This window comes from Silicimonas algicola, assembly GCF_003970735.1.
Taxonomy (GTDB): domain Bacteria; phylum Pseudomonadota; class Alphaproteobacteria; order Rhodobacterales; family Rhodobacteraceae; genus Silicimonas; species Silicimonas algicola.
The window spans coordinates 328,291-351,490 of sequence record NZ_CP034588.1 but is presented as its reverse complement, the minus strand read 5'-3'; the positions used below and the strand labels follow the sequence as shown (position 1 = coordinate 351,490).

Here is a 23,200-nt window from a genome sequence, read left to right as displayed (position 1 = left end):
CTAAGGTCGCGCCGAAATCAAGGGAGACACACATGGCGACGGGCGGCATCTGGCTGGGCATCGACCTCGGCACATCGGGCGTGAAGACCCTGATGATGGACGGGGACCAGCGCGTCGTCGCCACGGCGCATGCGCCGCTCGACGTCGACCGACCCCGCCCCGGCTGGTCGGAACAGGACCCCGCACAGTGGTGGAGTGCGACCGAGGCCACGCTCGACGAATTGGCCCGCACTCAACCGGAACGCATGGCGCGTGTCCGCGGTATCGGTCTGTCGGGACACATGCACGGTGCGACGCTTCTCGGCGCCGACGACCGCGTGCTGCGGCCCTGCATTCTGTGGAACGACGGGCGCTCGGCCGAGGAATGCAGCATTCTCGAGGACAAGGCCGACTTCCGCGGGATCGGCGGCAACCTCGTCATGCCCGGCTTCACCGCGCCCAAGCTCGAGTGGGTCCGGCGTCACGAACCCGAGGTTTTCGAGCAAGTCGCGAAGGTGCTTCTGCCGAAGGACTATCTGCGGCTTCTTCTCACCGGCGAATACATCTCCGAGATGTCCGACAGCGCGGGCACGCTCTGGCTCGACGTGGGCCGCCGCTGCTGGTCGCCCGAGCTTCTGGCCGCGACGGGGCTGGACGAGGGACAGATGCCGTCACTTGTCGAAGGCTCCGAACCGGCGGGTCGCCTCCGTTCCGAGTTGGCGCAGAGGTGGGGCATGGCCAAGCCTCCAATCGTCGCGGGCGGCGGCGGCGACAATGCGGCGTCCGCTGCGGGCGTGGGGGCGGTGAAACCGGGCGCAGGCTTTGCTTCTCTCGGAACGTCCGGCGTTCTCTTTGTCGCGACCGACGGCTTCGCGCCGAACACGGCCCAGGCGGTCCACGCCTTCTGCCACGCCGTTCCCGACGTGTGGCACCAGATGGGGGTGATCCTCTCGGCGACCGACACGCTGAACTGGTTGTCGCGCATCACCGGACGCGAGCCTTCAGCGCTGACCGACGGTATCGATGCGACGACGCCTGCCAGGGCCGTGCTGACCTTTCTGCCCTATCTGTCGGGCGAACGGACGCCCCACAACGATGCCGGCGCCCGCGGCGCCCTCGTCGGCATGAGCCAGGCAACCTCGGTCGAGGACATCGCGCGTGCCGCGCTCGAGGGCGTAACCTATGCCTTCGTCGACAGCTTCGATGCCTTGGCGGCGGCCGGCACACGCCCAGAGCTGGTCTATGCCATCGGCGGCGGCGCCAGGTCGCTGGCCTGGGTCCAGATGATCGCAGACGCCTCCGGATCGCCGCTGCATCTTCCCACGGCAGGCGACTATGGCGCGGCCTTCGGCGCGGCGCGGCTGGGCTATTGCGCGGCGGAGGGAGCCGACCCGCTCGAGTTCTGCGCACCGGCCCCGATCGAGCGGACGATCGAGCCGAACGCGGTAATGGCCGCCTATCACGCCGATAATCTGGCGCGGTACCGAGCGCTATACCCCGGCACTCGGCCCGTCCTTCCGGCCTAAGACTTGAGGCCGTAATCAGCGAAGGCGGCAAGCGTCTCGGCGATCTCCGCATCCGACAGGATGACGGGCTCGCCGGCCTGCCGGGCCACGACGAATTGCCGCGCGAGGGTCTCGAGTTCCGTCATGCGCCACATCGCCTTGTCCAGCGTGTCGCCAAGCGCGATGGCGCCGTGGTTCGCCAGAAGGCAGGCAGTGCGGTCCCGAAGGGCATCCAGGACCAAAGCGGATAGGTCGGCGCTCCCGTAGCGCGCATACCCCGCACATCGCACGGTCGAGCCGCCGAAGGCCGCGACCATGTAGTGACAAGCGGGAATCTCCATCCTGGCGACGGCGAGCGCCGTGGCATGGGTCGGATGCGCATGGACAACCGCCCCGATCTCGCTTCGTGCGTTCAGGATGTCGAGGTGGAAGCGCCACTCGGTCGAAGGGGGTCTTGGTCCCGTCCATGCTCCGTCTCCCGCGAGCGGCATTCGGGCGATCATGTCCGGCGTCATGGATAGGTAAGGCGTTGCGGAAGGCGTAATGAGCATGTCGCGGCCCGAACGCACCGACAGGTTTCCGGAGGTCCCAGTCGTCAGGCCGCTTGCAGTCATTTCGAGGCAAGCCTCGATGATCGATGTGCGCAAGGAGAGGTCGTCGTCGCTCATATCCTGAGCTTGTCTAACCCGACAGGCGTCGTCCATCGCGGCTGGCGACTTGCCCTTCCACCGAGCGGGTGCCAAGCTTGACCCGGGGCGGGCACGGCGGGCGATGGACGAGCTTTTCGACACCGAGGACATGACCGGACTTGCGGCCCATGTGGCGGATGGCCGGGTGACCGCTGTCGAGTTGCTGGACGCCGCCATCGCGCGGTGCGACAGGGTGAACGGCCATCTCAACGCGGTCGTGCTGCGCTTCGACGATGTCGCCCGTCGGAAGATCGCCGAGGGGCTTCCCGAAGGACCGTTCCGAGGCGTGCCGTTTCTTCTGAAGGACCTCGGTGCCGAGGCCGTAGACTATCCCTCTCACAATGGATCGCGCCTTCTGCACCACACGACCTACGACCGCGACTCGGCGATCTACGAGCGGATCGCGGCGGCCGGTCTCGTGACGTTCGGGCGCACCGCCTCTCCCGAAGGCGGCGTGGGTCCTGTGACGGAAGCGGCGGTTTATGGCGGTCCGACCTGCAATCCCTGGGACACCTCGCGCACGCCCGGTGGATCGTCGGGCGGATCGGGCGCCGCCGTCGCGTCGGGGATCGTGCCCGGCGCGCACGGCTCGGATGGTGGCGGGTCGGTTCGCATCCCGGCGTCCAACTGCGGCCTCTTCGGGTTCAAGCCGACGCGCGCGCGATTGCCGGATGGGCCCTACGCCGGGGAAGGCTGGGCCGGCATGGCGACCGACGGCTTCCTGACGCGTTCGGTTCGGGACCAGGCAGCACTTCTCGACGCCTGTGCAGGCCCGGACCTGGGAGCACCCTATGTCGCGCCGCGTCTGCAGGGCACGTTCACCGAGGCAACACGGACGGCCTTGCCGCAACGACGCGTGGCGCTTCTGACGACGTCGCTGACCGGAGCCGAACTTGCCCCGGCCTGCGTCGAGGCGGCCCGCGAGGCTGCGAGGACGCTTGAGGGTCTGGGCCACGAGATCGTCGAGATCGCGCCACCGCCAGCGGACACGCAAGGCATGATGCTCGCGTGGTGCAAGATCGTGGCTTGCGGCACGGCCCTCTGGATCGACAAGACCGTGGCCGCGCGCGGACGGCCGCTGGAGGAGGGCGAGGTGGAACGCATCGCCCTCTCGGCCCGCGACTACGCGCGAGGCTTGTCCGGTGCGGACTACCTCGACGCGGTCGGCAAGATCCACTCCTACGGCCGTCAGATGGCCAGGGTCTTTCTCGACTTCGACATCCTGTTGACGCCCACGATGGCCGAGCCGCCCGCAAAGGTGGGCCGGTTCTCGCACGACCGGGACGACTATCTCGCCTATCGCACGGCGTCGGATGGTGTCTTCGCCTATTCGCCCTTCACCGCCGCCTTCAATGCCACCGGCCAGCCAGCCGCATCGGTTCCGCTTCACTGGACCGAGGACGGCCTGCCCGTCGGCATCCACCTCGCCGCGCGTTTCGGCGCCGACCTCGATCTGATGAGCCTCTGCGCGGACCTCGAACGCGCCTGTCCATGGGCACAGCGGAGACCGGCGGTTTGGGCGGGACGTACAGACCCGTGACGACAGGAGATCTTCCGTGAGCCCGTCCGCCATCGAGATCGTCGACGCCGCGAAGGTCTATGGTTACGGGGCGAGTGCGGCGCGGGCCCTGGGTGGAGTATCACTGGGCATCCGCACGGGCGAGTTCTTCACCCTTCTCGGCCCCTCCGGCTGCGGAAAGACAACGCTTCTTCGGCTTATCGCGGGCTTCGAGATGCCGACCGAGGGAACCATCCACATCGGCGGCAAGGACATGACCGCCGTGCCACCGAACAAGCGGCCGGTGAACACCGTATTCCAGTCCTATGCACTTTTCCCGCATCTTACCGCGCGCGAGAATATCGCCTTCGGTCTTCAGATGCTGGGACGCCCGAGGGACGAGGTGGCGTCGGAGGTCGAGAAAATGATCGCCCTCGTCAAGCTCGAGGAGATGGCCGACCGCCGTCCGGGACAGCTTTCGGGAGGCCAGCAGCAGCGGGTCGCCCTCGCTCGGGCCTTGGCGCCGGCGCCACAGGTCCTTCTCCTTGACGAGCCTCTTTCGGCCCTCGATCTGAAGCTCCGAAAGGAAATGCAGCTCGAGCTGAAGCGGCTCCAGACCGAAACGGGCATAACCTTCGTCTTCGTCACCCACGACCAGGAAGAAGCGCTGACCATGTCCGACCGGATCGGCGTGATGAGCGGGGGCCGGCTGCTTCAGGTCGGAGCGCCTCGCGAGATCTACAACCGCCCCGTCGACCGCTTTGTCGCCGACTTCATCGGCGAGACGAACTTCATCCCGGCAGAGGCCCGCGGCGACCTCGTCAGGGTCGCAGGTGTCGATCTGTCCTTGCCAGGCGCTGGCAACGGACCAGTGACGCTGGCCGCACGGCCCGAACAAGTGCGCATCGGCAGCAACGGCCCCCTTCCGGCGACACTGACGCGCACGGTGTACTTCGGGACCGACACGCATTGTCACATGACGCTGTCGGACGGCACCGAAATCGTCGCACGCCTGCAAAGCCCGCCCTCGGGCGACATCGGTCTGAGAGATGGTCAGGGCGTGAGGATCGACTTCGCGCCCGGCGCGCTCCAGATCCTCGAGGGCGCATGACGGGCGCGGCGTCCTCGACCCGCTCGGGCTGGCTTCTGTCCCTGCCGGCGCTCGTTCTTCTGGCCCTAGGCGCGGCAGGGCCGCTGCTGATCGTCGTCGTCTACTCCTTCCTGGAACCGGGGGAGTACTCGGGCGTCGTCTGGAACTTCACGACCGAGCCCTGGTTCAGGGTGTTTCTCGAGCGGGACATCTTCGACGGGACCGTCAGCCTTGCCGATGCGCATCTGACGATCTTCTGGCGGTCGGTGAAGCTGTCGCTTCTGACGACCCTCATCACCTTCGCCGTGGGCTTTCCCACGGCCTGGTTCATTGCCACGCGTCCGCCTTCCAGCCGCGCGATCTGGCTCTTCCTCATCACCATCCCGTTCTGGACCAATCTGCTGATCCGTACCTTCGCCATCAGCGAGATCATCCGGAACCAGGGTCTTCTGAACACCGCGTTGCTCAAGTTCGGCCTGATCGAGACCCCGATCCAGATCCTCTATACCGACACGGCGGTGCTCATCGGCATGGTCTATGTCTATCTGCCTCTGATGGTCCTGCCGCTCTTCGCCGCCATCGACCGCTTCGACTTCAAGCTCGTCGAGGCGGGCTACGACCTCTATGCCTCGCGCTGGAAGGTGCTGCGCCGGATCGTCCTGCCGATCGTGCGTCCGGGCATCGTGGCGGGGTCGATCCTCGTCTTCGTCCCCTCGCTCGGCGCCTATGTCACGCCGCGCATCCTGGGCGGCGGCAAGAACATGATGGTCGGCAACTTCATCGAGCTTCAGTTCGGGCAGGGCCGTAACTGGCCCCTCGGGGCGGCGCTGTCGATGCTGCTTCTCCTGATCGTGCTGGCAGCGCTTCTGGCCTACGTCCGCGTCACCTCGTCCGAGAGGCCGCAATGAGAGGACGCCGGTTCGACATCACCGCACTCCCGGGATTCTCGGCAATCGCGATCGGCGTCTTCGTCGTGCTCTATGCGCCGATCGTCACGATAGTCGTCTACTCTTTCAACGCTTCGAACTCGGTGGCCGTCTGGGGCGGATTTTCGTTTCGGTGGTACGAGATCGCGTGGGAAAACACTCAGGTTCAGGACGCTACCATCCGCTCGCTGGTCGTTGCCGTCTCGGCCGCGCTGATTTCAACGACGCTCGCCACGATGGCCGCGCTCGGGACGACACGGCGCGGGCGGTTCAAGGGACAGACCTTCATCTACGTGATGATAAACCAGCCCCTGATGGTGCCGGAGATCGTGACGGCCGTGGCACTCCTGATCTTCTTCGCCACCATCAAGGTCGCGACCGGCTACCAGGGCCTGGGCTATCTCATCCTTGCCCACTCCGCCTTCTGCATTCCCTTCGCATATCTGCCGATCCGAGCGCGTCTCGAGGGCATGGACCTCACGCTCGAGATCGCAGCGGCCGACCTCTACGCCACGCCCTGGCAGACGTTCCGCCGGGTGACGCTTCCCCTCATGGCGCCGGGTGTCGCGGCAGGCGCGATGCTGGCCTTCGTCATCTCGCTCGACGACGTGATCATCACCGAGTTTGTCAAATCCGCCGGACAGGATACGCTGCCGACCTACATGCTGGGCCAGCTGCGCCGTGCCGTCACGCCCGAGGTGAACGCGATCTCGACCGCGCTTCTCGTCCTGACGGTGATGCTGCTGACGGCCTTCTTCCTGCTGACCAGAAGACGGGACTGATCCCGCGACCCATCCCAACAAAGGAGTGACCATGACCAGAACCCTGACATCCGCCGCCGCGCTATTCGCGCTGGCCGGAGGCGCCGCCGCAGAGGGCGAACTCAACATCTACAACTGGGGCAACTACACGAGCCCGGACCTCATCAAGAAGTTCGAGGAGGAATTCGACGTCAAGGTGACCGTCACCGACTACGACTCGAACACCACCGCGCTGGCCAAGATCGAGGCGGGCGGGCACGGCTTCGACATCGTGGTGCCGACGCACAGCTATGATACCGCGATCTGGACCGAGCTTCAGAAGTGACGGACCACAGGCGGGGGGCGGCGACGCCCCCCGATCTCACCTCGCTTGCGGCTTTTGACCTTTCGACGCGTCTCCGCCTTCGCGAGGTGTCGGCCCACGACGTGATGACCGCCTACCTCGACCGCATCGAGACGCTGAACCCTTCCATCAACGCCATCGTCTCACTTCGCCCGCGCGACGAGCTTCTGGCGGAAGCGGAGGCGGCCGACCTCGCGCCAGCAAGCGGACCTCTCCACGGGCTGCCCGTGGCGGTGAAGGACCTCGTCGCGACGAGGGGCCTTCGCACGACATGGGGCTCGCCGCTTTACGCCGACCATATTCCCGAAGCCGACGACCGGCTTGCCCGACGACTGCGCCGGGCAGGCGCCATCCTGATCGGCAAGACAAACGTGCCCGAGTTCGGCGCAGGGTCGCACAGCTTCAATCCCGTCTTCGGCGTGACACGAAACCCCTATGATCCCGCGCGGACGGCGGGCGGCTCTTCGGGCGGCGCGGCGGCAGCGCTGGCGATGCGGATGGTCCCGGTCGCGGACGGATCGGACATGATGGGTTCGCTGAGAAACCCCGCCGCCTTCTGCAACATCTATGGCTTCCGTCCAACCTGGGGTCTGATCCCCGACGACGCCGAGGGCGATCTTTATCTCCATCGCCTGGCAACGGACGGTCCGATGGCCCGGTGTCCGAAGGACCTGGCGCTTCTCCTCTCGGCGCTGGCCGGGCCGGACCCGAAGATGCCCTACGAGGTCGCCGTCCCGGACCTCTCGGCGCTCGACATCGAAGCGCTGAAAGGTGCCAGGATCGGCTGGCTGTCCGACTGGGGCGGCGTGCCCTACGAGGATGGCGTCCTCGACATCTGCGAGGCGGCGCTCGCCGAGATGTCGGCCCTGGGCGCGACCGTCGAGACGCTTCCTCCGCCCGTGTCGCGAGACGCAATCTGGGAAAGCTGGACCACGCTTCGCTCCTGGGCCATCGCTGCGGGGAAGGCCGATCTGTGGAACGACGCCGGCAAGCGTCAATTCATCAAGCCGGAGCTTCAATGGGAGATCCAGCGCGGCAACGCGATGTCCGCGCTTCAGGTCGATGGGGCAAGCCGCATCCGTTCGCGCCTCAACCTCGCCTTCGCCGATCTTTTCGGGTCGTACGACGCGCTCGCCATTCCGTCCGCACAGGTTTGGCCCTTCCCGGCGGACTGGCGGTGGCCAGAGAGCGTCGGCGACGTGGCGATGGACAGCTATCATCGGTGGATGGAATGCGTGATCCCGGTAAGCCTGACCGGCCTGCCCGCCGTGTCGGTCCCGGCCGGCTTCGGCGAGAACGGCTTGCCCACGGGCGTCACGCTGTTCGGGCCGCGCAACGCGGACCGCCGCATCCTGTCCCTTGCCGACCACTGGCACCAGGCAACCGATTGGCCGAACCGCAGACCGCCGCCGTAAGGTTAAGACGTCAGGCTCCTTCGAAACCCTCGAGGACATTTACAGCATTGATGCCCACGGCCTCGATGGCATAGCCACCCTCCATGCAGAAGACGGTCGGCAGACCCAGCCCGGCAATCCGCCGGCCTGCGTCCATGAAGTCCGGGCTGTCGAGCTTGAAGAAACTGATGGGATCGTCCTTGAAGGCGTCGACCCCAAGCGACACGACCAGAGCCTCTGCTCCGAAAGCACGGATCCGCGAGATGGCGTCGTCGAGTGCGCCGGACCATTCGCCGTAGCCTGTGCCCGGGGACATGGGGTAGTTCGCCGTCGAGCCCTCACCGTCCCCCTCTCCGGTCTCGTCCGCGAAGCCCAGGAAGTAGGGAAACGCATCCTCCGGCGCTCCGTGAAGCGAGGCGAAGAAGACGTCGCCGCGTCCGTAGAAGATGTCCTGCGTTCCGTTGCCGTGGTGGAAGTCGATGTCGAGGATCGCCACGCGCCCGGCGCCAGAGGCGCGGAATTGCTCGGCGGCGAGAGCGGCGTTGTTGATGAAGCAGTAGCCACCGTACATGTCCGCCGTCGCATGATGACCCGGAGGACGGCAGAGCGCGAACGCGGCCCATGCGCCTGAGATGACATGCGCGGTCGCGGCTTGCGCCGATGCGGCAGAGGACAGCGTCGCCTCCCAGGTCGTTCGGGTGATCGCGGTTTCGGAGGCAAGAGCGTAATAGCCGACCTTGCCGTCGATGTTGCGCGGCGGGCGTCCGGTCTGCATCCGGCGCACAGGTGTCGACGTGGCGATAATTTCGCCCGCGAAACCAGCCGCTTTCCACTCGTCCCACGCGCTCTCCAGGAATGCGAGGTATCCCGGATCGCTCATGTCGCGGATCGGGCCCATGTCCGCCTCACCGGGATCGACAATGTCGGTCAGCCCCCGCTCCTTCAATCTGGCGAGGACATATTCCACGCGGCTTGGCCGTTCATAGGGCGTGACGAGTTCGCCGCCGTGCAGTTCCGCCTGGGGGAAGTGCATCCGGTGCCGTTCCGAGAAGTAGGTGCGCATCTTGGTCCTCTTTACCTGTCGCGGCGGATCGTTCCCAGGTTCGCCGACGCTGATCGGCTGGCTCTCTACTCAATCCGGCTGCCTGATCGTCGGATTGCCGCTCATGATCGCGAAGCCGTTCGGGCCGAGCGCAAGCGCCCCCTTCTCTACGTTCGCATTGTGGCTCAGAACCAACTCGCCGCCTTCGCAAGGAAGCGACCTTGCCTCTGCCGAGAGGTTGAAGATGCAGAGCGTGTTCTCTCCGCGGCGGAAACCCAGCCACGGCTCGGGCAGCACCAGGAAGTCGCTTGCGCCCTTCATCAGGTCGACGCTGTTCTTCCGGAACGCCAACATCCGCTTGTAGAACGCAAGCACCGAGTCTTCGCCGCCATGCGTATCGACGGCGACCGCACGTTGAGGCTCGCGGACCGGAAGCCATGTTCGGTTGGCGTTGGAGAAGCCGGCGTTCGCTGCATCCTTCTCCCACACCATCGGCGTCCGGCAGCCGTCGCGACCCTTCTCTTCGGGCCAGAAGTTGATTCCGGCGGGATCGGTCAGTTCCTCGAAGCTCAGTTCGGTCTCGGTCTGACCCAGTTCTTCGCCCTGATAGATGCAGATTGATCCCTGCATCGATAGAAGAAGGGCCGCCGCCTGCTTAGCCAGGGATTCACGGTCGGCCGCGTGCCGCATCCAGCGAGAGACGTGGCGGTTCACGTCGTGGTTCGAGAAAGCCCAGCAGGGCCATCCTTGGGGCGCGCCCGCGAAAAAGCCCGCAATTCTCGTACGGAAGTGCTCCGCGGAGAAATCGGGACCCAGCATGTCGAACGAATAGGACTGATGCAAACGGGCGCCGGTGGTGTACTGGCCCATCATCTCGATCGCGTGGTGACTTTCGCCCATCTCACCGATCAGCACGCGCGCCTCGTAGCGGTCGGTCAGCGCACGCATCCGTTCCAGAAACGCCAGGTTCTCGGGCTGGTTCTTCGAGAACAGGTGATACTGCATGTTGTAAGGGTTGTTCTCGGGCTTCTCCTTCCTGCGGAAATCGGCCGCGTCGTCCCGCAGAAGCGCGTCGTGGAAGTAATAGTTCACCGTGTCGAGGCGAAAGCCATCGACTCCCCTGTCCAGCCAGAACGCCATGTTGTCGAGGTGGAAGTCCTGCACCTCGGGATTGTGGAAGTTAAAGTCGGGCTGCTCGGGCAGGAAGTTGTGAAGATAATATTGATGGCGGTGCGCGTTCCAGGTCCAGGCACTGCCGCCGAAGGCGGCCAGCCAGTTGTTCGGCGGCGATCCGTCCGGTTTGGGATCGGCCCAGACATACCAGTCGCCCTTGGGTCCGGCCGGGTTTGCGCGGCTTTCGATGAAGGCCGGGTGCAGGTTCGACGAATGCGAGATGACCTGGTCGATGATGATCCGGAGGCCCAAGTCATGCGCGCGCTCGACCATTCCGTCGAAGTCGTCGAGCGTGCCGAACACCGGGTCGATATCGCGGTAATTCGAGACGTCGTAGCCCATGTCCTTCATAGGAGACGTGCAGACGGGTGACAGCCAGACCGCGTCGACCCCGAGGTCAGCGAGGTAGGGAAGCCTTTGCGTGATACCCGGCAAGTCGCCGATACCGTCGCCGTTCGCGTCCTGGAAAGACCGGGGATACACTTGATAGGTCACCGACCCTCGCCACCAGTCTTCGCTCATCCGGTCGTCCTTTCGTACATTTCGATCATCGTCCATCGTCGCGCGCGAACAGAGCCACCGAGTGTCGCGCCAAGTAGACCTCACCTTCGCAAGCCTGAGGCATTGCATCGGGATCCGCCGTATCAAGCACGCGGAACCACCTGCCCTTGGGCAACCAGACCGAAGTCTCGCCCGCCGCGTTGAAGAAGGCAAAAACATCCGTTTCGTGCTTCGGCAAGGCCTTTTCCGACGACTCGCGGATAATCACCCCAACCGAGTGCCAGTCCGCGTTCTGCCAGTCGTCGTCCGTCGGAGTTGCGCCATCGGCGCGGCGCCATTCCAGGTCGGGCGGGTGATCCTCGCCGCGCCGCTGACCGTGCAGGAACCGCCGCTGAGACAGCACCGGATAGGCGCGCCGCAAGGCGATCAGGCGCCGCACAAACCTCAGGAAACCGTCGTCGGCGCCGCTCCAGTCGATCCAGCCCGTCTCGTTGTCCTGGGCATAAGCGTTGTTGTTGCCGGACTGGCTGTTGCCGACCTCGTCGCCGCCGAGGATCATGGGTGTGCCCTGCGACAGGAAAAGCGTCGCCAGCAAGTTGCGCCGTCTCAGGTCGCGCGCTGCGATCACGTCCGCATCGTCGGTCGGACCTTCGATGCCGAAGTTCTCGGACTGGTTCTCGTTGTGACCGTCGCGGTTGTCCTCGCCGTTGGCCTCGTTGCGCTTGTGGCTGTAGCTGACGACATCGGACAGCGTGAAGCCGTCGTGGCAGGCTATGAAGTTGACTGACGAGACCGCCGCGCGTCCACCGTGGTCGAACAGTTCAGCCGACCCCAGAAGGCGCTTCGCGAGATGGGCCGCGCCGTAAGGATCGCCACGCCAGAAGCGCCGCACCTCGTCGCGAAACTTGTCGTTCCATTCCAGGAAGGGATAGGGGAATCGACCCAGGCGATAGCCGTCCGGCCCTACGTCCCAAGGCTCGGCGATCAGTTTGACCCTCGACAGCACGGGGTCCTGCCTCAGTGCGTCGAGAAAGGCAGACTCCGGCTCGAAGCCCTCCGGTCCTCGAGCAAGCGCACTGGCGAGGTCGAAGCGGAAGCCGTCGACGTGCATGACCTCGACCCAGTAGCGCAGCGAATCCATCACCATCCGAAGAACCATCGGATGGTCGAGGTTCAGCGTATTGCCGGTGCCCGTGAAGTTCTCATAGTCGCGCCCAGAGCCGATCAGCTTGTAGTAACTTCGATTGTCAATGCCACGGAAACTGAGCGTTGGGCCAAGCTGGTCCGCCTCGCCCGAGTGGTTGTAGACCACGTCGAGGATGACCTCGATCCCGGCGGCGTGGAAGCGGCGTACCATCGCCTGGAATTCCCACACGGCCTCGTGGCTCATGTAGCGCGGTTCGGGCGCGAAGAAGCCGATGGTCTGGTAGCCCCAATAGTTCCGCAGGCCTCGCACCTCGAGGAAGCGGTCGTTCAGAAAGGACTGGATCGGAAGCAACTGGACCGCGGTGACGCCGAGGCGGGTGAGGTGATCGATCATCGGCTCGGAGCTCATTCCGAGGAACGTGCCGCGCAATGACGGATCGATGCCGGGGTGCGCCATGGTCAGGCCACGCACGTTCGCCTCATAGATCACCGTGCCGCGAAGGTCGTGGCGAGGCGGGCGGTCGTCGCCCCAGTCGAAGCTTGCGTCGGCCACCACGCACTTCGGCATGGCGAAGGCGCTGTCGCGGGTGTCGAACGACAAATCCCCCGCCGCGCCGCCGACGCGGTAGCCCATCAGGGCATCCGACCACTTCAGCCGCCCGACTATCTGGCGCGCGTAAGGATCGAGCAGGAGCTTGTTCGCGTTGAACCGTTGCCCATTCTCGGGATCGTAGGGGCCGTGGACGCGCAACCCGTAGCGAGTACCCGGCGTCAGCCCCTCGACATGACCGTGCCAGATGTCGCCGTCCCGCTCGGGGAGCGCCAACCGGGCGATCTCGCGCCGGCCGTCATCGGTGAAAAGGCAAACCTCGACGCGCGCGGCATGGGCGGAAAAGACGGCGAAGTTGACGCCTGCGCCGTCGAAGGTCGCCCCCAGAGGCCAGGGTTGCCCGCCCGCGACCGAACGATGCGCCAGTCGTGTCGGCGCCCCTTTCGCACGGGTCGGATTCACGTCGAGAGGCTCCTGTATATCTCGGCGTATTGGCGAGCAGGTCCAACCCAGCTCACGTCGCTTCGCATCGCGCGCCGTATCATGGCGTTCCATGTCTTGCGGTCGGCGTAGAGGCGTAGGAGATGACGCAACGCTCCGGCCAGTCCGGTGGCGTCCACCGGATGGAAGGAAACGCCCGTCGCCGCACCTGCGGCCAGCGTGGCGGGCGTGGCGCCGATCACCGTGTCGTTCAGCCCACCCGTTGCCGCGACGAGGGGGAGCGTTCCGTAGCGCAGTCCGTACATCTGCGTCAGGCCACAGGGCTCGAAGCGCGACGGAACGAGGACCGCGTCGCCGCCAGCGAACATCTGGTGCGACAGGCTTTCATCATAGCCGATCCTGACGCCGACCCGCTCGGGCCGCCGCGCCGCGGCCGAGACGACGGCGGCTTCGAGCGCGGGATCTCCTGAGCCCAGAACGACAAGGCCCCCGCCTGCAGCGGCAAAGGCGTCGATGCCTCCCGCGATCAGGTCGATGCCCTTCTGCTCGGTCAGACGGCTCACCACGATGGCCAGAGGGCCTTCGACCGGGCCAAGTCCGAATTCGGTGAGGAGACGCGATCTGTTCGTCGCCTTGCCCTTCATCGAGCGCTCGGAATACGGCACGATGTCCGGGTCCGTCGCCGGCGACCAGATCGTCTCGTCAACGCCGTTCAGGATACCGTCGAGGTCGCCTGCCCTCGCCTGGAGGACACCCTCGAGACCCATTCCGAACTCTGGCCGCATGAGCTCCTCGGCATAGGTCGGCGACACCGTAGTGATGCGATCCGCCGTGACGAGACCGGCCTTGAGCGTCGAGAGGTTGCCCCAGTATTCCAACCCATCCCGGGTGAATTCGGCTGCCGGCAAGCGCAGGGCGGCCAGCTTTGCAGCGGGCGCAACGCCCTGGAACGCGACGTTGTGGATGGTGATGACTGACCGTGGCCCGGTCGCGCCGCCGTAGCGCAGGTAGGCGGGCGCGAGGCCGGTCTGCCAGTCGTGCGCATGAAGGATGTCCGGGGTCCACCCGTCGGATCCCCCGCCCTTTGCGATCTCGGCCGCAGCCCAGGACAGGGCGGCGAAACGCTCGGGGTTATCGGGATGGTCGCGGCCCTTGTCGGAGTAGATGCCCCCCGACCGGTCGTAGAGGTGCGGCGCCGAAAGGAGCAGAACGGTCAACCCCTCGACGGTTCCCTTCAGGACGCGCGCCGGACCGCCGAACAGATCCCCGGACGTCCAGATGACTTTCCGCCCCTTCAGCTTCGTCTCGACACCGGGATAAGCCGGCACCATGACCCGCATGTCCCAGCCTTCCGCCGCGACGGCCTTGGGCAAGGCGCCGACGACATCGGCAAGACCGCCGGTCTTGACCAGCGGGACGCACTCCGAGGCGACCGACAGAACCTTTCCCAAGCCTCTTCCTTCCGTCTGGCGTCAGCCGAGCTTGGCGGCCCGGCGATCCAGCATGTCCTGCGTGATGAGAACGATCCCCGTGTCCGTGCGCCGGAACCACTTGCCATCTTCCTCGGGGTCTTCGCCCACCACGAGGCCCTCCGGGATGACCACCCCCCTATCGATGACGCAATTCCTCAGCTCTGCCTTTCGATTGACGGTGACGTACGGAAGTACCACCGAGCATTCGATGGACGAGAAGGAATGCGACCGGACGCCGGTGAACAGAAGCGAGTTCTTCACCTCGGAGCCCGACACGATGCAATCGCCCGAGACGAGGGACGACACCGCCATGCCGCGTCGCCCGTCTTCGTCGTGGATGAACTTCGCGGGAGGCACCAGTTCGGCGTAGGTCCAGATCGGCCAGGTGGTGTCGTAGATGTCGAGCTTGGGCACGAAATCGGTGAGGTCGATATTGGCTTGCCAGAAGGCATCGATGGTGCCGACGTCGCGCCAGTAGGGCTCTTTCTCGAGGCCGGAGCGGACGCAGCTTTCCGAGAATCGGTGCGCCATGGCCTTGCCGTTCTTCACGATGCCCGGGATCAGGTCGTTGCCGAAGTCGTGGCTGGAATTGGCGTCCTCGGCATCTTCGAGCAGAAGCTCGCGCAGGAACTTCCAGTCGAAGACGTAGATGCCCATGGAAGCGAGGGCGTGGTCCGGATCTCCGGGGATCGCCGGTGGGTCCGCTGGCTTTTCGAGGAAATCCGTGATCCGCCCCGTCTCGTCAATGTGCATGACGCCGAAGGCGACTGCCTCCATTCTCGGGACGGTGAGACAGCCGATGGTGACGTCCGCGCCGCTGTCGACGTGCTGACGCAGCATGATCTCGTAGTCCATCTTGTAGATGTGGTCGCCCGCCAGAACGATGATGTACTCGACATCGTAGCTGTCCACGATATCGACGTTCTGGGTGACCGCGTCCGCCGTGCCCAGGTACCACTTGCTTTCGTTCACACGCTGCGACGCGGGCAGGATGTCGAGGTATTCGTTCCTTTCCGACCGGAAGAAGCCCCAGCCCCTCTGCATGTGGCGGATCAGCGAATGCGCCTTGTACTGGGTTGCGATCGCCATCTTCCGGATGCCCGAGTTCAGAGCGTTCGACAGAGCGAAGTCGATGATCCGCGTCTTGCCGCCGAAATAGACCGCGGGTTTTGCCCTCCTGTCGGTCAGCTCCTTCAGTCGGCTGCCGCGTCCTCCTGCCAGAACGAAGGCCATCGCCTTGGTCGACAGGCGCTGATTGGGTCTAGGCTGCTGCATTTCTTCCTCCCCTCTTCGGCAGGTCAGGCCTGCCGGAAATTAACGATCCGAGCAATGGCGGAACAACCGGGGGCCACTGAACCTCCCCAAGCCGTTCCGCGCCGTCGGTCGTGACCGATCCACCGTTACCCCGATCGCCACCGCAACTCTCGCGTCCGCGCAAATTCTTGTCCCATGAACAGTAGCTTATTGCCGGGTTGGGTCCACATGAAGCTGCAGTAGGCCCTCAGGTTGCGAAAATTACGCGCCTCGTCGGCCAGAATTTTGGTCCGGTGCCCTGCCCATCTGAGCGAGGATTGGAGCGCCACGTCCCGGATCGCGGCGCAGTTCGGCGGGCTTGGACCGGCTGCTGAGAAGCCAAACGTCGTCGGCCTTCGGAACCAGTGCCAGAGCGTTCCTGTCATGCGAACCGAGGATCGGAAAGGATCGCGGTTGCGTGCCCCGGCCCAAGCGGCCTCGTCCGGCCACATGACCTAGGGCCGCGATGGTCGTGACCATCGTCACCCATCTCCCGACTTTCAGAGCGCGGAAGTGGTTTTCCATATTTCCTTCATGTAGCCCCGAACGGCACGATCCGAGGAGAAGAATCCCATCCGTGCGGTATTCAGGGCCGCCATTCGGGCCCAGCCGTCCGGATCGCGATAGGCGTCGTCGACGCGGCGTTGCGCGTCTCGGTAGGCCGCGAAGTCCGAGGCGACCAGGAAGTAGTCGTGGTGCCAGACCCGGTCGACGATGCCGAGATAGCGGTCGGTCTGGTCCGGGCTGAAGCGCCCCTCGGCCAGAAGCTGCAATACGACCTGAAGCGCCTCACAGGCCTCGATGGCGTGACGCGAATGCTCGGGATCATTGCGCCGCTCGACGGCCTCGTGGGCCGTGAGACCGAAGAGGAAGAAATTCTCGGCGCCCACATGGTCGCGGATCTCGACGTTGGCGCCGTCCAGCGTCCCGATGGTCAGCGCGCCGTTCAGCGCGAGCTTCATGTTGCCGGTGCCCGACGCCTCTTTGCCGGCGGTCGAAATCTGCTCGGACAGGTCCGAAGCCGGGATCAGCCTCTCGGCCATCGAGACGTTGTAGTTCGCCGGGTAGACGACCTTCAGCCGGTCGCCGACCGCGGGATCGTTGTTGATGACCTCTGCCACGTCGTTGATGAGGTGGATGATCTCCTTCGCGACGACATAGCCAGGCGCTGCCTTGCCGCCGAAGATCTTCACCCGGGGCACGAAGTCGGCCTGCGGGTTCTCGCGGATCTCGTGCCATTCCGAGATCGTCTGAAGTATGTTGAGAAGTTGCCGCTTGTACTCGTGCAGTCGCTTGATCTGGACGTCGAAAAGCGCACCGGGGTCGACGCGGACGCCCGTCGTCTCGGCGACCCAGTTCGACGTCGCAGCCTTGTTTGCCCTCTTTGCCGCAGCGAAAGCGTCGCGAAACCCCCGGTCCTCCACATGTGGCTCGAGTTCGCGCAAGCGGTCGAGATGATCTTCCCACCCGCTGCCTATAGTGTTCGTCACCAGCGAGGACAGCGCGGGGTTGGCCATCCGAAGCCATCGGCGAGGCGTCACGCCGTTGGTCTGATTGATGATGCGGTCCGGATGGAGCGCATGAAGCTCGGGGAACAGCCGCTCCTTCACCAGGTCGCTGTGCAGAGCCGAGACGCCATTGACCCGGTGCGACATGATGAAGGCCAGTTCGCCCATCCGCACCTCGTGGTGCTTGACGATGCCGACGTAGTGCTTGCGCTTCGGATGCGACGCCAGGTGATCCTCGTCAATCCTTTCGATGATCTGCATGTGGCGCGGGAGGACATTGCCCATCAGCCACGTCGACCAGCGCTCCAGCGCTTCGGGCAGCAGCGTGTGGTTCGTGTAACCCAGGCAGGACCGTGCGATCTCGATCGCCTCCTCGAACGGCAGCCCGTGCGCGTCGGTCAGAAGCCGGATCAATTCGGGTCCCGCCAGCGCGGGATGCGTGTCGTTCATCTGGATCGCGACCTTCGAGGGAAGCGCGCGCAGATCGGAGTGCGTGTCGAGATACCGCCGCAGGATGTCCTGGATCGCCGCCGAGGTCAGAAAGAACTCTTGCTTCAGCCGAAGCTCCTTGCCCTCGTGCGTGGTGTCCTCGGGATAGAGAACCCGGCTGATCGTCCGCGCCAGCGTCTCGGGTTCGGCGGCAGCGGTATATTCGCCTCGATTGAAGCGCTTGAGGTCGAAGTGCTGCGTCGGTTGCGCCGCCCAGAGCCTCAGCGTGTTCGCCCAGCGTCCGGCCCAGCCGACCACGGGCGTATCGAAGGCCGAGGCCCGGACACTTTCACCTGGATGCCAGACCGACCTGCCGCCCTTCACCTCGACTTGGCCCTTGAAGCCGATGTCATAGGCGCACTCGGGCCGCTCAAACTCCCAGGGATGCTTCTGCGACAGCCAGTCCTCGGCGAATTCTACCTGGTGTCCACCATTGAACTCTTGCCGGAACAGCCCGTGTTCGTAGCGGATACCGTAGCCATAAGCGGGACACCCGAGCGTCGCCATGCTTTCCATGTAGCACGCGGCGAGCCGCCCGAGACCGCCGTTGCCGAGCGCCGCGTCGGGTTCCGTCCCTGCGACCGATGCGAAATCCTGCCCGAGGTCGGCGAGCGCCGCGCCCGCGATCTCGCGCAGACCGACATTGATCGATGCGTCCTCGAGGATGCGCCCGATCAGGAACTCCATCGACAGGTAATAGACCCGCTTCCTGTCCTCGGCCCAGGTGCGCCGCGTGGCGCTGAACCAGGGGGCCACGATGCGGTCCCGCAGCGCATGGGACAGCGCCATGCGCCAGTCATGGACCGACGCGTGCGCGGCATCCTTGCCGACGGTGAAGGTCAGATGACGGAGGATCTCCGAGCGGAAGACGTCCTGGGTGACGGGCTGGGGAGCGAGTGCGTTCATGGAGCGCGACCATAAATTGCTCTTGAGCCGGAAAAAAGAGTTGGCGTGGCTCGATGCACCAACGCCCTATCGACGCGGCGTCCGCTTGGGCTTTCGCGCAACGCTTCGCACAGGATCGAGGCAGGAATCGACGTCAGGCCACCGATCTGCGATGCCAGATCGTCGACAATCAGAACCCTTTCGCAGGTCCGTTCGCGGCTCGACGAAAGGGATGGACGATTTGGTCGGACGGTGTCGGACAACCAGGAACACGTCTCCGCAGGAGAGATGATGCGGACCGTGCTGTCGCGCAGAGCTGACGCTATTCGGCACGAGCGGCTAGCGATCTTGGAGTTCGCTTTCGAAGGCTTAATTTCAGATCGCCGCCGCCTGGTCCTGCGCAAGCCCGTCCGTTCCGAAGAGGCGCGCGCCCTCGACGTCGAAGGTCAGCCCGACGACCTCGCCTGCGCGCACCTGGGAGTGGCCGCCGGTCTGAGCCGTGACGGGGGTTCCGTCGCCGAGGACGACATAGACGATGGTCCGGTCGCCCAAGTGCTCGACCACCTTCACCTTGCCCGTCGTCATTCCGCCCTCGCCCACGATGCCCACGTTCTCGGGGCGGACTCCGAGGTCGAGGCGGCCGCGTCCGGCGATGTCCGGCGGCAGCCCGATCGTCGATCCGTCGTCGAGCGTCGCGAGTGCCTGTCCGTCTGAATTGATCACCTCCACCGGCAGGAAGTTCATGGCGGGCGAGCCGATGAACCCCGCGACGAACCGCGAGGCGGGGGCGGTGTAGACCTCCATCGGCGTTCCCACCTGTTCGATCCGGCAGTCGTTTAGCACGACGATGCGGTCGGCCATGGTCATCGCTTCGGTCTGGTCGTGGGTGACGTAAATCATCGTCGTGCCGATGCGGTGGTGGAGTTCGGCGAGTTCCACGCGGGTGCGGACTCGGAGAGCCGCGTCGAGGTTCGAAAGAGGTTCGTCGAAGAGGAAGGCCGCCGGCTCCTTCACGATGGCGCGGCCGATGGCGACGCGCTGGCGCTGGCCACCCGAAAGCTGCGAGGGGCGGCGATCGAGAAGCTGATCCATTTCGAGGATGCGCGCGGCCTCCTCGACGCGTCGCCTGATCTCGTCGGACGCCATACCGATGTTCCTAAGTCCGAAGACCATGTTCTCGCGCACCGTCATGTGCGGGTAGAGCGCGTAGTTCTGGAACACCATCGCCACGTTGCGCTGGCCCGGCGCGACTGTCTGGCACTCGCGCCCTCCGATCAGAAGCCGCCCGCGGTCGATGGTCTCGAGACCCGCGATCATCCGCAGAAGCGTCGACTTGCCCGAACCGGAGGGGCCGAGGAAGACGATGAATTCGCCAGACTGCACCGTGAGGGACAGGTCGTCGATCACCCTCACCTTGCCGAAGCTCTTCGAGACGTGGTCGAGAACGATGTCAGCCATGAGTCACCCCTTGATCCCGGCGGAGAGCGTGATCGCCCGCGTCACCTGGCGCTGGAACAGCAGGTAGGCCAGCGCCACCGGCAGGCCGGCGAGTACGGCGAGCGACAGTTCGCGCGCATAGTAGATGCCGAAGGCGTCGTTCACCTGCGTGATGCCGACCGTGATCGTCATCCACTCGGTCTTGGTGGCGGCGAGGAAGGGCCAGAGAAAAGCGTTCCAGGACCAGATGAAGACCACGATGGAAAGCGCGGTGGTCACGCCCCAGTTCATCGGCACGAACACCTTGAACAGGATGCGCCACTCAGAGGCGTTGTCCATCACCGCCGCCTCGCGAAACTCCTTCGGCACCTGGTCGAAGAACTGCTTGTAGATGATGATGATGACCGGGTGGATGAGCTGCGGCAGGATGATCCCGGCCCAGGTGTTGAGCAGCCCCATGTTCGCGACCAGCACGAAGTGGTTGATGATGAGCACCTGCGTGGGGACCATGAAGCTCGCGAGGATCAGCCAGTAGAGCGGGCGGCGCAGCGGAAACCGCAGTTGGCTGAGGGCATAGCCGCAGAAGATCGACGTCAAGATGGTGAGGACCGTGGTGCCGACAGCGGTCACGATTGAATTCAGATACCAGCGTCCGATCTGCGTCGCGGTCAGCGCGTGGACGTAGTGCTCGAACGTTAGCGTGTCCGGCCAGAGCTCGATGTAGGGCCGAACCACCTCGTCCTCGGGCTTGAGCGACGACACGATGCCCCAATAGAGCGGAAAGGCCCAGATCACCGCGCAGACGACGGTGAGGATCGTGATGGCGCCGCCCGCGAGGTTGGCACGTCTTGCGGTCTGCGGGGTCATTGCTTGCGCTCCGCGAAGCGCATGAGCTGGAAGTTCAGCACGGACACGACGATCACGATGAAGAACAGCACGACCGCGACAGCGGCGGCGCGACCGCCGTGGTTGTTCTGAAACGCGCGCTGGAAGATGTAGTAGACCATCACAAGGTTGTCGTTCGGTCGCCCGCCCTGGCTGAACAGGTAGACCTGGTCGAAGATTTTCATCTGAAGGATGAGCTGGATGGTGAAATTCAGCGCGGTGATCGGCCAGAGAAGCGGCCAGGTCACGCGGCTGAAGGTTTTCCACCGCCCAGCGTTGTCGAGCGCCGCGGCTTCGTAGATCTCCTGCGGGATGGCGCGGAGCCCGGCGAGGAACAACAGGACGTTGAAGCCGCAGGTCCACCAGACCGTGATGAGTGCCACGGCGGGGATGAACCAGGTGGCCGACTTGAAGACCGGGATGCGATCGATGCCAAGGGCGTCGAAGATGTGCATGGCTATCCCGAACTGGAAGTTCAGCGTCCAGTCCCAGATCAGGTAGATGACCGAGACCGGCAGGATGTAGGGCAGGAAGAACAGCGCCAGAACGGCCGTCTGGAGCCGCCCCGACAGGCGGCTGACGGCAAGCGCGATGCCTAGTGCCACGAAGGTTCCGGGGATGACCGAAAGGACGACGAACCAGGCGGTGTTCCAGACCGCGGTGTCGAAGCGGCGGTCGCTGGTGAGTCGGGTGTAATTCTCGAGCCCGACGTAGTCTCCTGCACCGATCAGCGGTGCGTCCGTGAAGGACAGCAGGAACATGTCGATAGTGGGATAGACGAAGACCAACCCGTAGATCGCCGCGAACGGGGCGATGAGCGTGAGGGCGATCAGCCACTCCTTCTTCGCATCGCGGATCATGGGACTGCCTCCGGTCAGGTCTGTCGGGGCGCCCGGGCGGGCGCCCCCTCTTCGCTTATCAGAGGTCGTTCAGCTCGGCCTTGATTTCCTCGACCGCCTCGGCCGGGTCCATCTCGCCGTTCAGCGTCGGCACGAAGTAGGTGGACATGACGTCGTAGATGGGGCCGGCGACTCCAGCAAGCGGCGTCTTCGGATCGAAGATCATGTTCGAGGTCAGGCTCGAGTAGGTCGCGTTCGGCTCCATCTTCGCGTACTCGTCAGACTGCGTGACCGGGCCGTAGGCCGGGATGTGGCCCGCCGTCGCCCAGAACAGCGAGTTCTGCGAGATCCAGCCCATGACCTCGAGCACCGCGGCGCGCTTCTCGGGGCTCATGTCGTTGCCATTCGGGATCGCGAAGGCGTGGCTGTCGGCGTAGGTCGAGGCGTGGTCGAAGATCACCGGAAGCTCGACGGCGCCCCATGAAAAGAGCTTGCCGTCCTTCTCGAGGTCGACCATCGTCGGCACCTCCCAGACGCCGTTGATCATCATGGCCGCCTCGCCCGAGGTGAAGAGCGCGACCGTCGCCGGATAGTCCGTATAGGTCGATTGCAGCCCAGCCTCGGTCCATTCCGCCAGCACGCCAAGCGCGTTCGTCAGCTTCTCGGCATTGTCGCCGGCCAGGAACTCGCCATCGGTCATCAGCTCGCCGTCCTGCTGGCCCACGAGCGAGTAGATCGTTCGGAACATGAAGGTGCCGTCCGCCGTCACCGAGCCGAGCGGGAAGGTGACACCACTGTCCTTGAGCGCCTGCAGCGTCTGGGTGAAACCCTCGCGGCTGTCCATGCCCATGGGCGTGCCGTCGTCGTTCAACCGCCCGGCCGCCGCCAGAAGATCCTTGTTGTAGTAAAGCACGATGGGGTGCGTATCGAGCGGCACGGCGTACTGCTTGCCGTCGACGCTGACCGCGTCCCAGGTCGCTTCGGCATAGTCGCCCTGGCCTAGGCCCATCGTCGCCCAGTCTTCGGGCGTGATCTCGCTCAGAAGGTTCTGGTCCACCGCCAGCGGGATGCGGCTGGCATGGTAGGTCATGATGTCGGGCGCCTCGCCCACGGCGACGGAGGTCTGCACCTTGGTGTAGAAGGGCACGCCCCATTCGAGCGTGGTCGCGTCGACGGCGATCTCGCTTTGGTGCGCGGCATTGAAGTCCTCGATGAGCTGCTTCATCCGCACGCCGTCGCCCCCGCCGAGGAAGTCCCACCAGACGACGGTTTCCTGCGCCGAAAGGCTGGTTGCCGCGAGACCTGCGATGGCTGCGGCGCCAAGTGTCGTTCTCAGTAAGTCGGTCATGTCGTT

General features: G+C 64.9%; 17 protein-coding genes and 1 pseudogene. 7 read left to right on the top strand and 11 right to left on the bottom strand.

Annotation, left to right across the window (positions count from 1 at the left end):
* The first annotated feature begins 32 nt into the window (after window positions 1-32).
* The gene (xylB, locus tag EF888_RS01740) at window positions 33-1,505 is read left to right on the top strand and encodes a xylulokinase (protein WP_241239769.1); all 1,473 of its coding nucleotides are present in this window, start codon (window positions 33-35) and stop codon (window positions 1,503-1,505) included.
* Here the strand turns inward: xylB and EF888_RS01735 are convergent.
* Complete coding sequence (locus tag EF888_RS01735; protein WP_109757168.1) at window positions 1,502-2,152, bottom strand: class II aldolase/adducin family protein; 651 nt, start codon at window positions 2,150-2,152, stop codon at window positions 1,502-1,504. The two genes, xylB and EF888_RS01735, sit on opposite strands and share 4 nt — an antisense overlap.
* A 103-nt stretch (window positions 2,153-2,255) precedes the next feature.
* Between EF888_RS01735 and EF888_RS01730 the strand changes: the two genes are divergently transcribed.
* The 6 genes and pseudogenes from EF888_RS01730 (at window position 2,256) to EF888_RS01705 (ending at window position 8,206) form a co-directional block, all read left to right on the top strand.
* Entirely contained in the window at window positions 2,256-3,713 is a 1,458-nt protein-coding gene (locus tag EF888_RS01730; RefSeq protein ID WP_109757167.1) for an amidase, read from the top strand.
* 16 nt (window positions 3,714-3,729) lie between these two features.
* Complete coding sequence (locus tag EF888_RS01725) at window positions 3,730-4,782, top strand: ABC transporter ATP-binding protein (RefSeq protein ID WP_241239768.1); 1,053 nt, start codon at window positions 3,730-3,732, stop codon at window positions 4,780-4,782.
* Entirely contained in the window at window positions 4,779-5,669 is an 891-nt protein-coding gene (locus EF888_RS01720) for an ABC transporter permease (protein WP_109757166.1), read from the top strand. The genes EF888_RS01725 and EF888_RS01720 overlap by 4 nt, the downstream gene beginning before the upstream one ends.
* Window positions 5,666-6,469, top strand: a complete 804-nt coding sequence (locus EF888_RS01715; RefSeq protein ID WP_109757165.1) for an ABC transporter permease — start codon at window positions 5,666-5,668, stop codon at window positions 6,467-6,469. Before EF888_RS01720 ends, EF888_RS01715 begins: the two co-directional genes overlap by 4 nt.
* Window positions 6,470-6,500: 31 nt before the next feature.
* Window positions 6,501-6,740: pseudogene (locus EF888_RS01710) on the top strand (extracellular solute-binding protein); the annotation flags it as partial.
* A 29-nt stretch (window positions 6,741-6,769) separates the two neighbouring features.
* On the top strand, window positions 6,770-8,206 hold the full coding sequence (locus EF888_RS01705) for an amidase (protein ID WP_109757164.1): 1,437 nt from the start codon (window positions 6,770-6,772) through the stop codon (window positions 8,204-8,206).
* Window positions 8,207-8,216: 10 nt separating this feature from the next.
* On the opposite strand, the gene EF888_RS01700 is transcribed toward EF888_RS01705, so the two are convergent.
* The 10 genes from EF888_RS01700 to EF888_RS01650 all read right to left on the bottom strand — a co-directional run bounded on the left by EF888_RS01700 (window position 8,217) and on the right by EF888_RS01650 (window position 23,194).
* Window positions 8,217-9,248: a histone deacetylase family protein gene (locus EF888_RS01700; RefSeq protein ID WP_109757163.1), complete on the bottom strand. Its 1,032-nt coding sequence runs from the start codon at window positions 9,246-9,248 to the stop codon at window positions 8,217-8,219.
* Between the two features lie 69 nt (window positions 9,249-9,317).
* Window positions 9,318-10,922 carry an alpha-amylase family glycosyl hydrolase gene (locus EF888_RS01695; protein ID WP_109757162.1) on the bottom strand — a complete coding sequence of 535 codons (1,605 nt, stop codon included), beginning with the start codon at window positions 10,920-10,922 and terminating at the stop codon, window positions 9,318-9,320.
* A 25-nt stretch (window positions 10,923-10,947) separates the two neighbouring features.
* Window positions 10,948-13,059 carry a glycogen debranching protein GlgX gene (gene glgX, locus EF888_RS01690; protein WP_241239767.1) on the bottom strand — a complete coding sequence of 704 codons (2,112 nt, stop codon included), beginning with the start codon at window positions 13,057-13,059 and terminating at the stop codon, window positions 10,948-10,950.
* Window positions 13,056-14,489, bottom strand: a complete 1,434-nt coding sequence (glgA, locus tag EF888_RS01685; protein WP_109757901.1) for a glycogen synthase GlgA — start codon at window positions 14,487-14,489, stop codon at window positions 13,056-13,058. Before glgA ends, glgX begins: the two co-directional genes overlap by 4 nt.
* A gap of 21 nt (window positions 14,490-14,510) precedes the next feature.
* Complete coding sequence (gene glgC / locus EF888_RS01680; protein WP_109757160.1) at window positions 14,511-15,785, bottom strand: glucose-1-phosphate adenylyltransferase; 1,275 nt, start codon at window positions 15,783-15,785, stop codon at window positions 14,511-14,513.
* A 518-nt stretch (window positions 15,786-16,303) separates the two neighbouring features.
* The gene (locus EF888_RS01670; RefSeq protein ID WP_109757158.1) at window positions 16,304-18,706 is read right to left on the bottom strand and encodes a glycogen/starch/alpha-glucan phosphorylase; all 2,403 of its coding nucleotides are present in this window, start codon (window positions 18,704-18,706) and stop codon (window positions 16,304-16,306) included.
* A gap of 354 nt (window positions 18,707-19,060) precedes the next feature.
* The gene (locus EF888_RS01665) at window positions 19,061-20,143 is read right to left on the bottom strand and encodes an ABC transporter ATP-binding protein (RefSeq protein WP_109757157.1); all 1,083 of its coding nucleotides are present in this window, start codon (window positions 20,141-20,143) and stop codon (window positions 19,061-19,063) included.
* 3 nt (window positions 20,144-20,146) lie between these two features.
* Window positions 20,147-20,989: a carbohydrate ABC transporter permease gene (locus EF888_RS01660; protein WP_109757156.1), complete on the bottom strand. Its 843-nt coding sequence runs from the start codon at window positions 20,987-20,989 to the stop codon at window positions 20,147-20,149.
* Window positions 20,986-21,867, bottom strand: coding sequence for a carbohydrate ABC transporter permease (locus EF888_RS01655; RefSeq protein WP_109757155.1), 882 nt, complete (start codon window positions 21,865-21,867; stop codon window positions 20,986-20,988). Before EF888_RS01655 ends, EF888_RS01660 begins: the two co-directional genes overlap by 4 nt.
* 58 nt (window positions 21,868-21,925) lie before the next feature.
* Window positions 21,926-23,194: an extracellular solute-binding protein gene (locus EF888_RS01650; RefSeq protein ID WP_109757154.1), complete on the bottom strand. Its 1,269-nt coding sequence runs from the start codon at window positions 23,192-23,194 to the stop codon at window positions 21,926-21,928.
* Window positions 23,195-23,200: the final 6 nt, after the last annotated feature.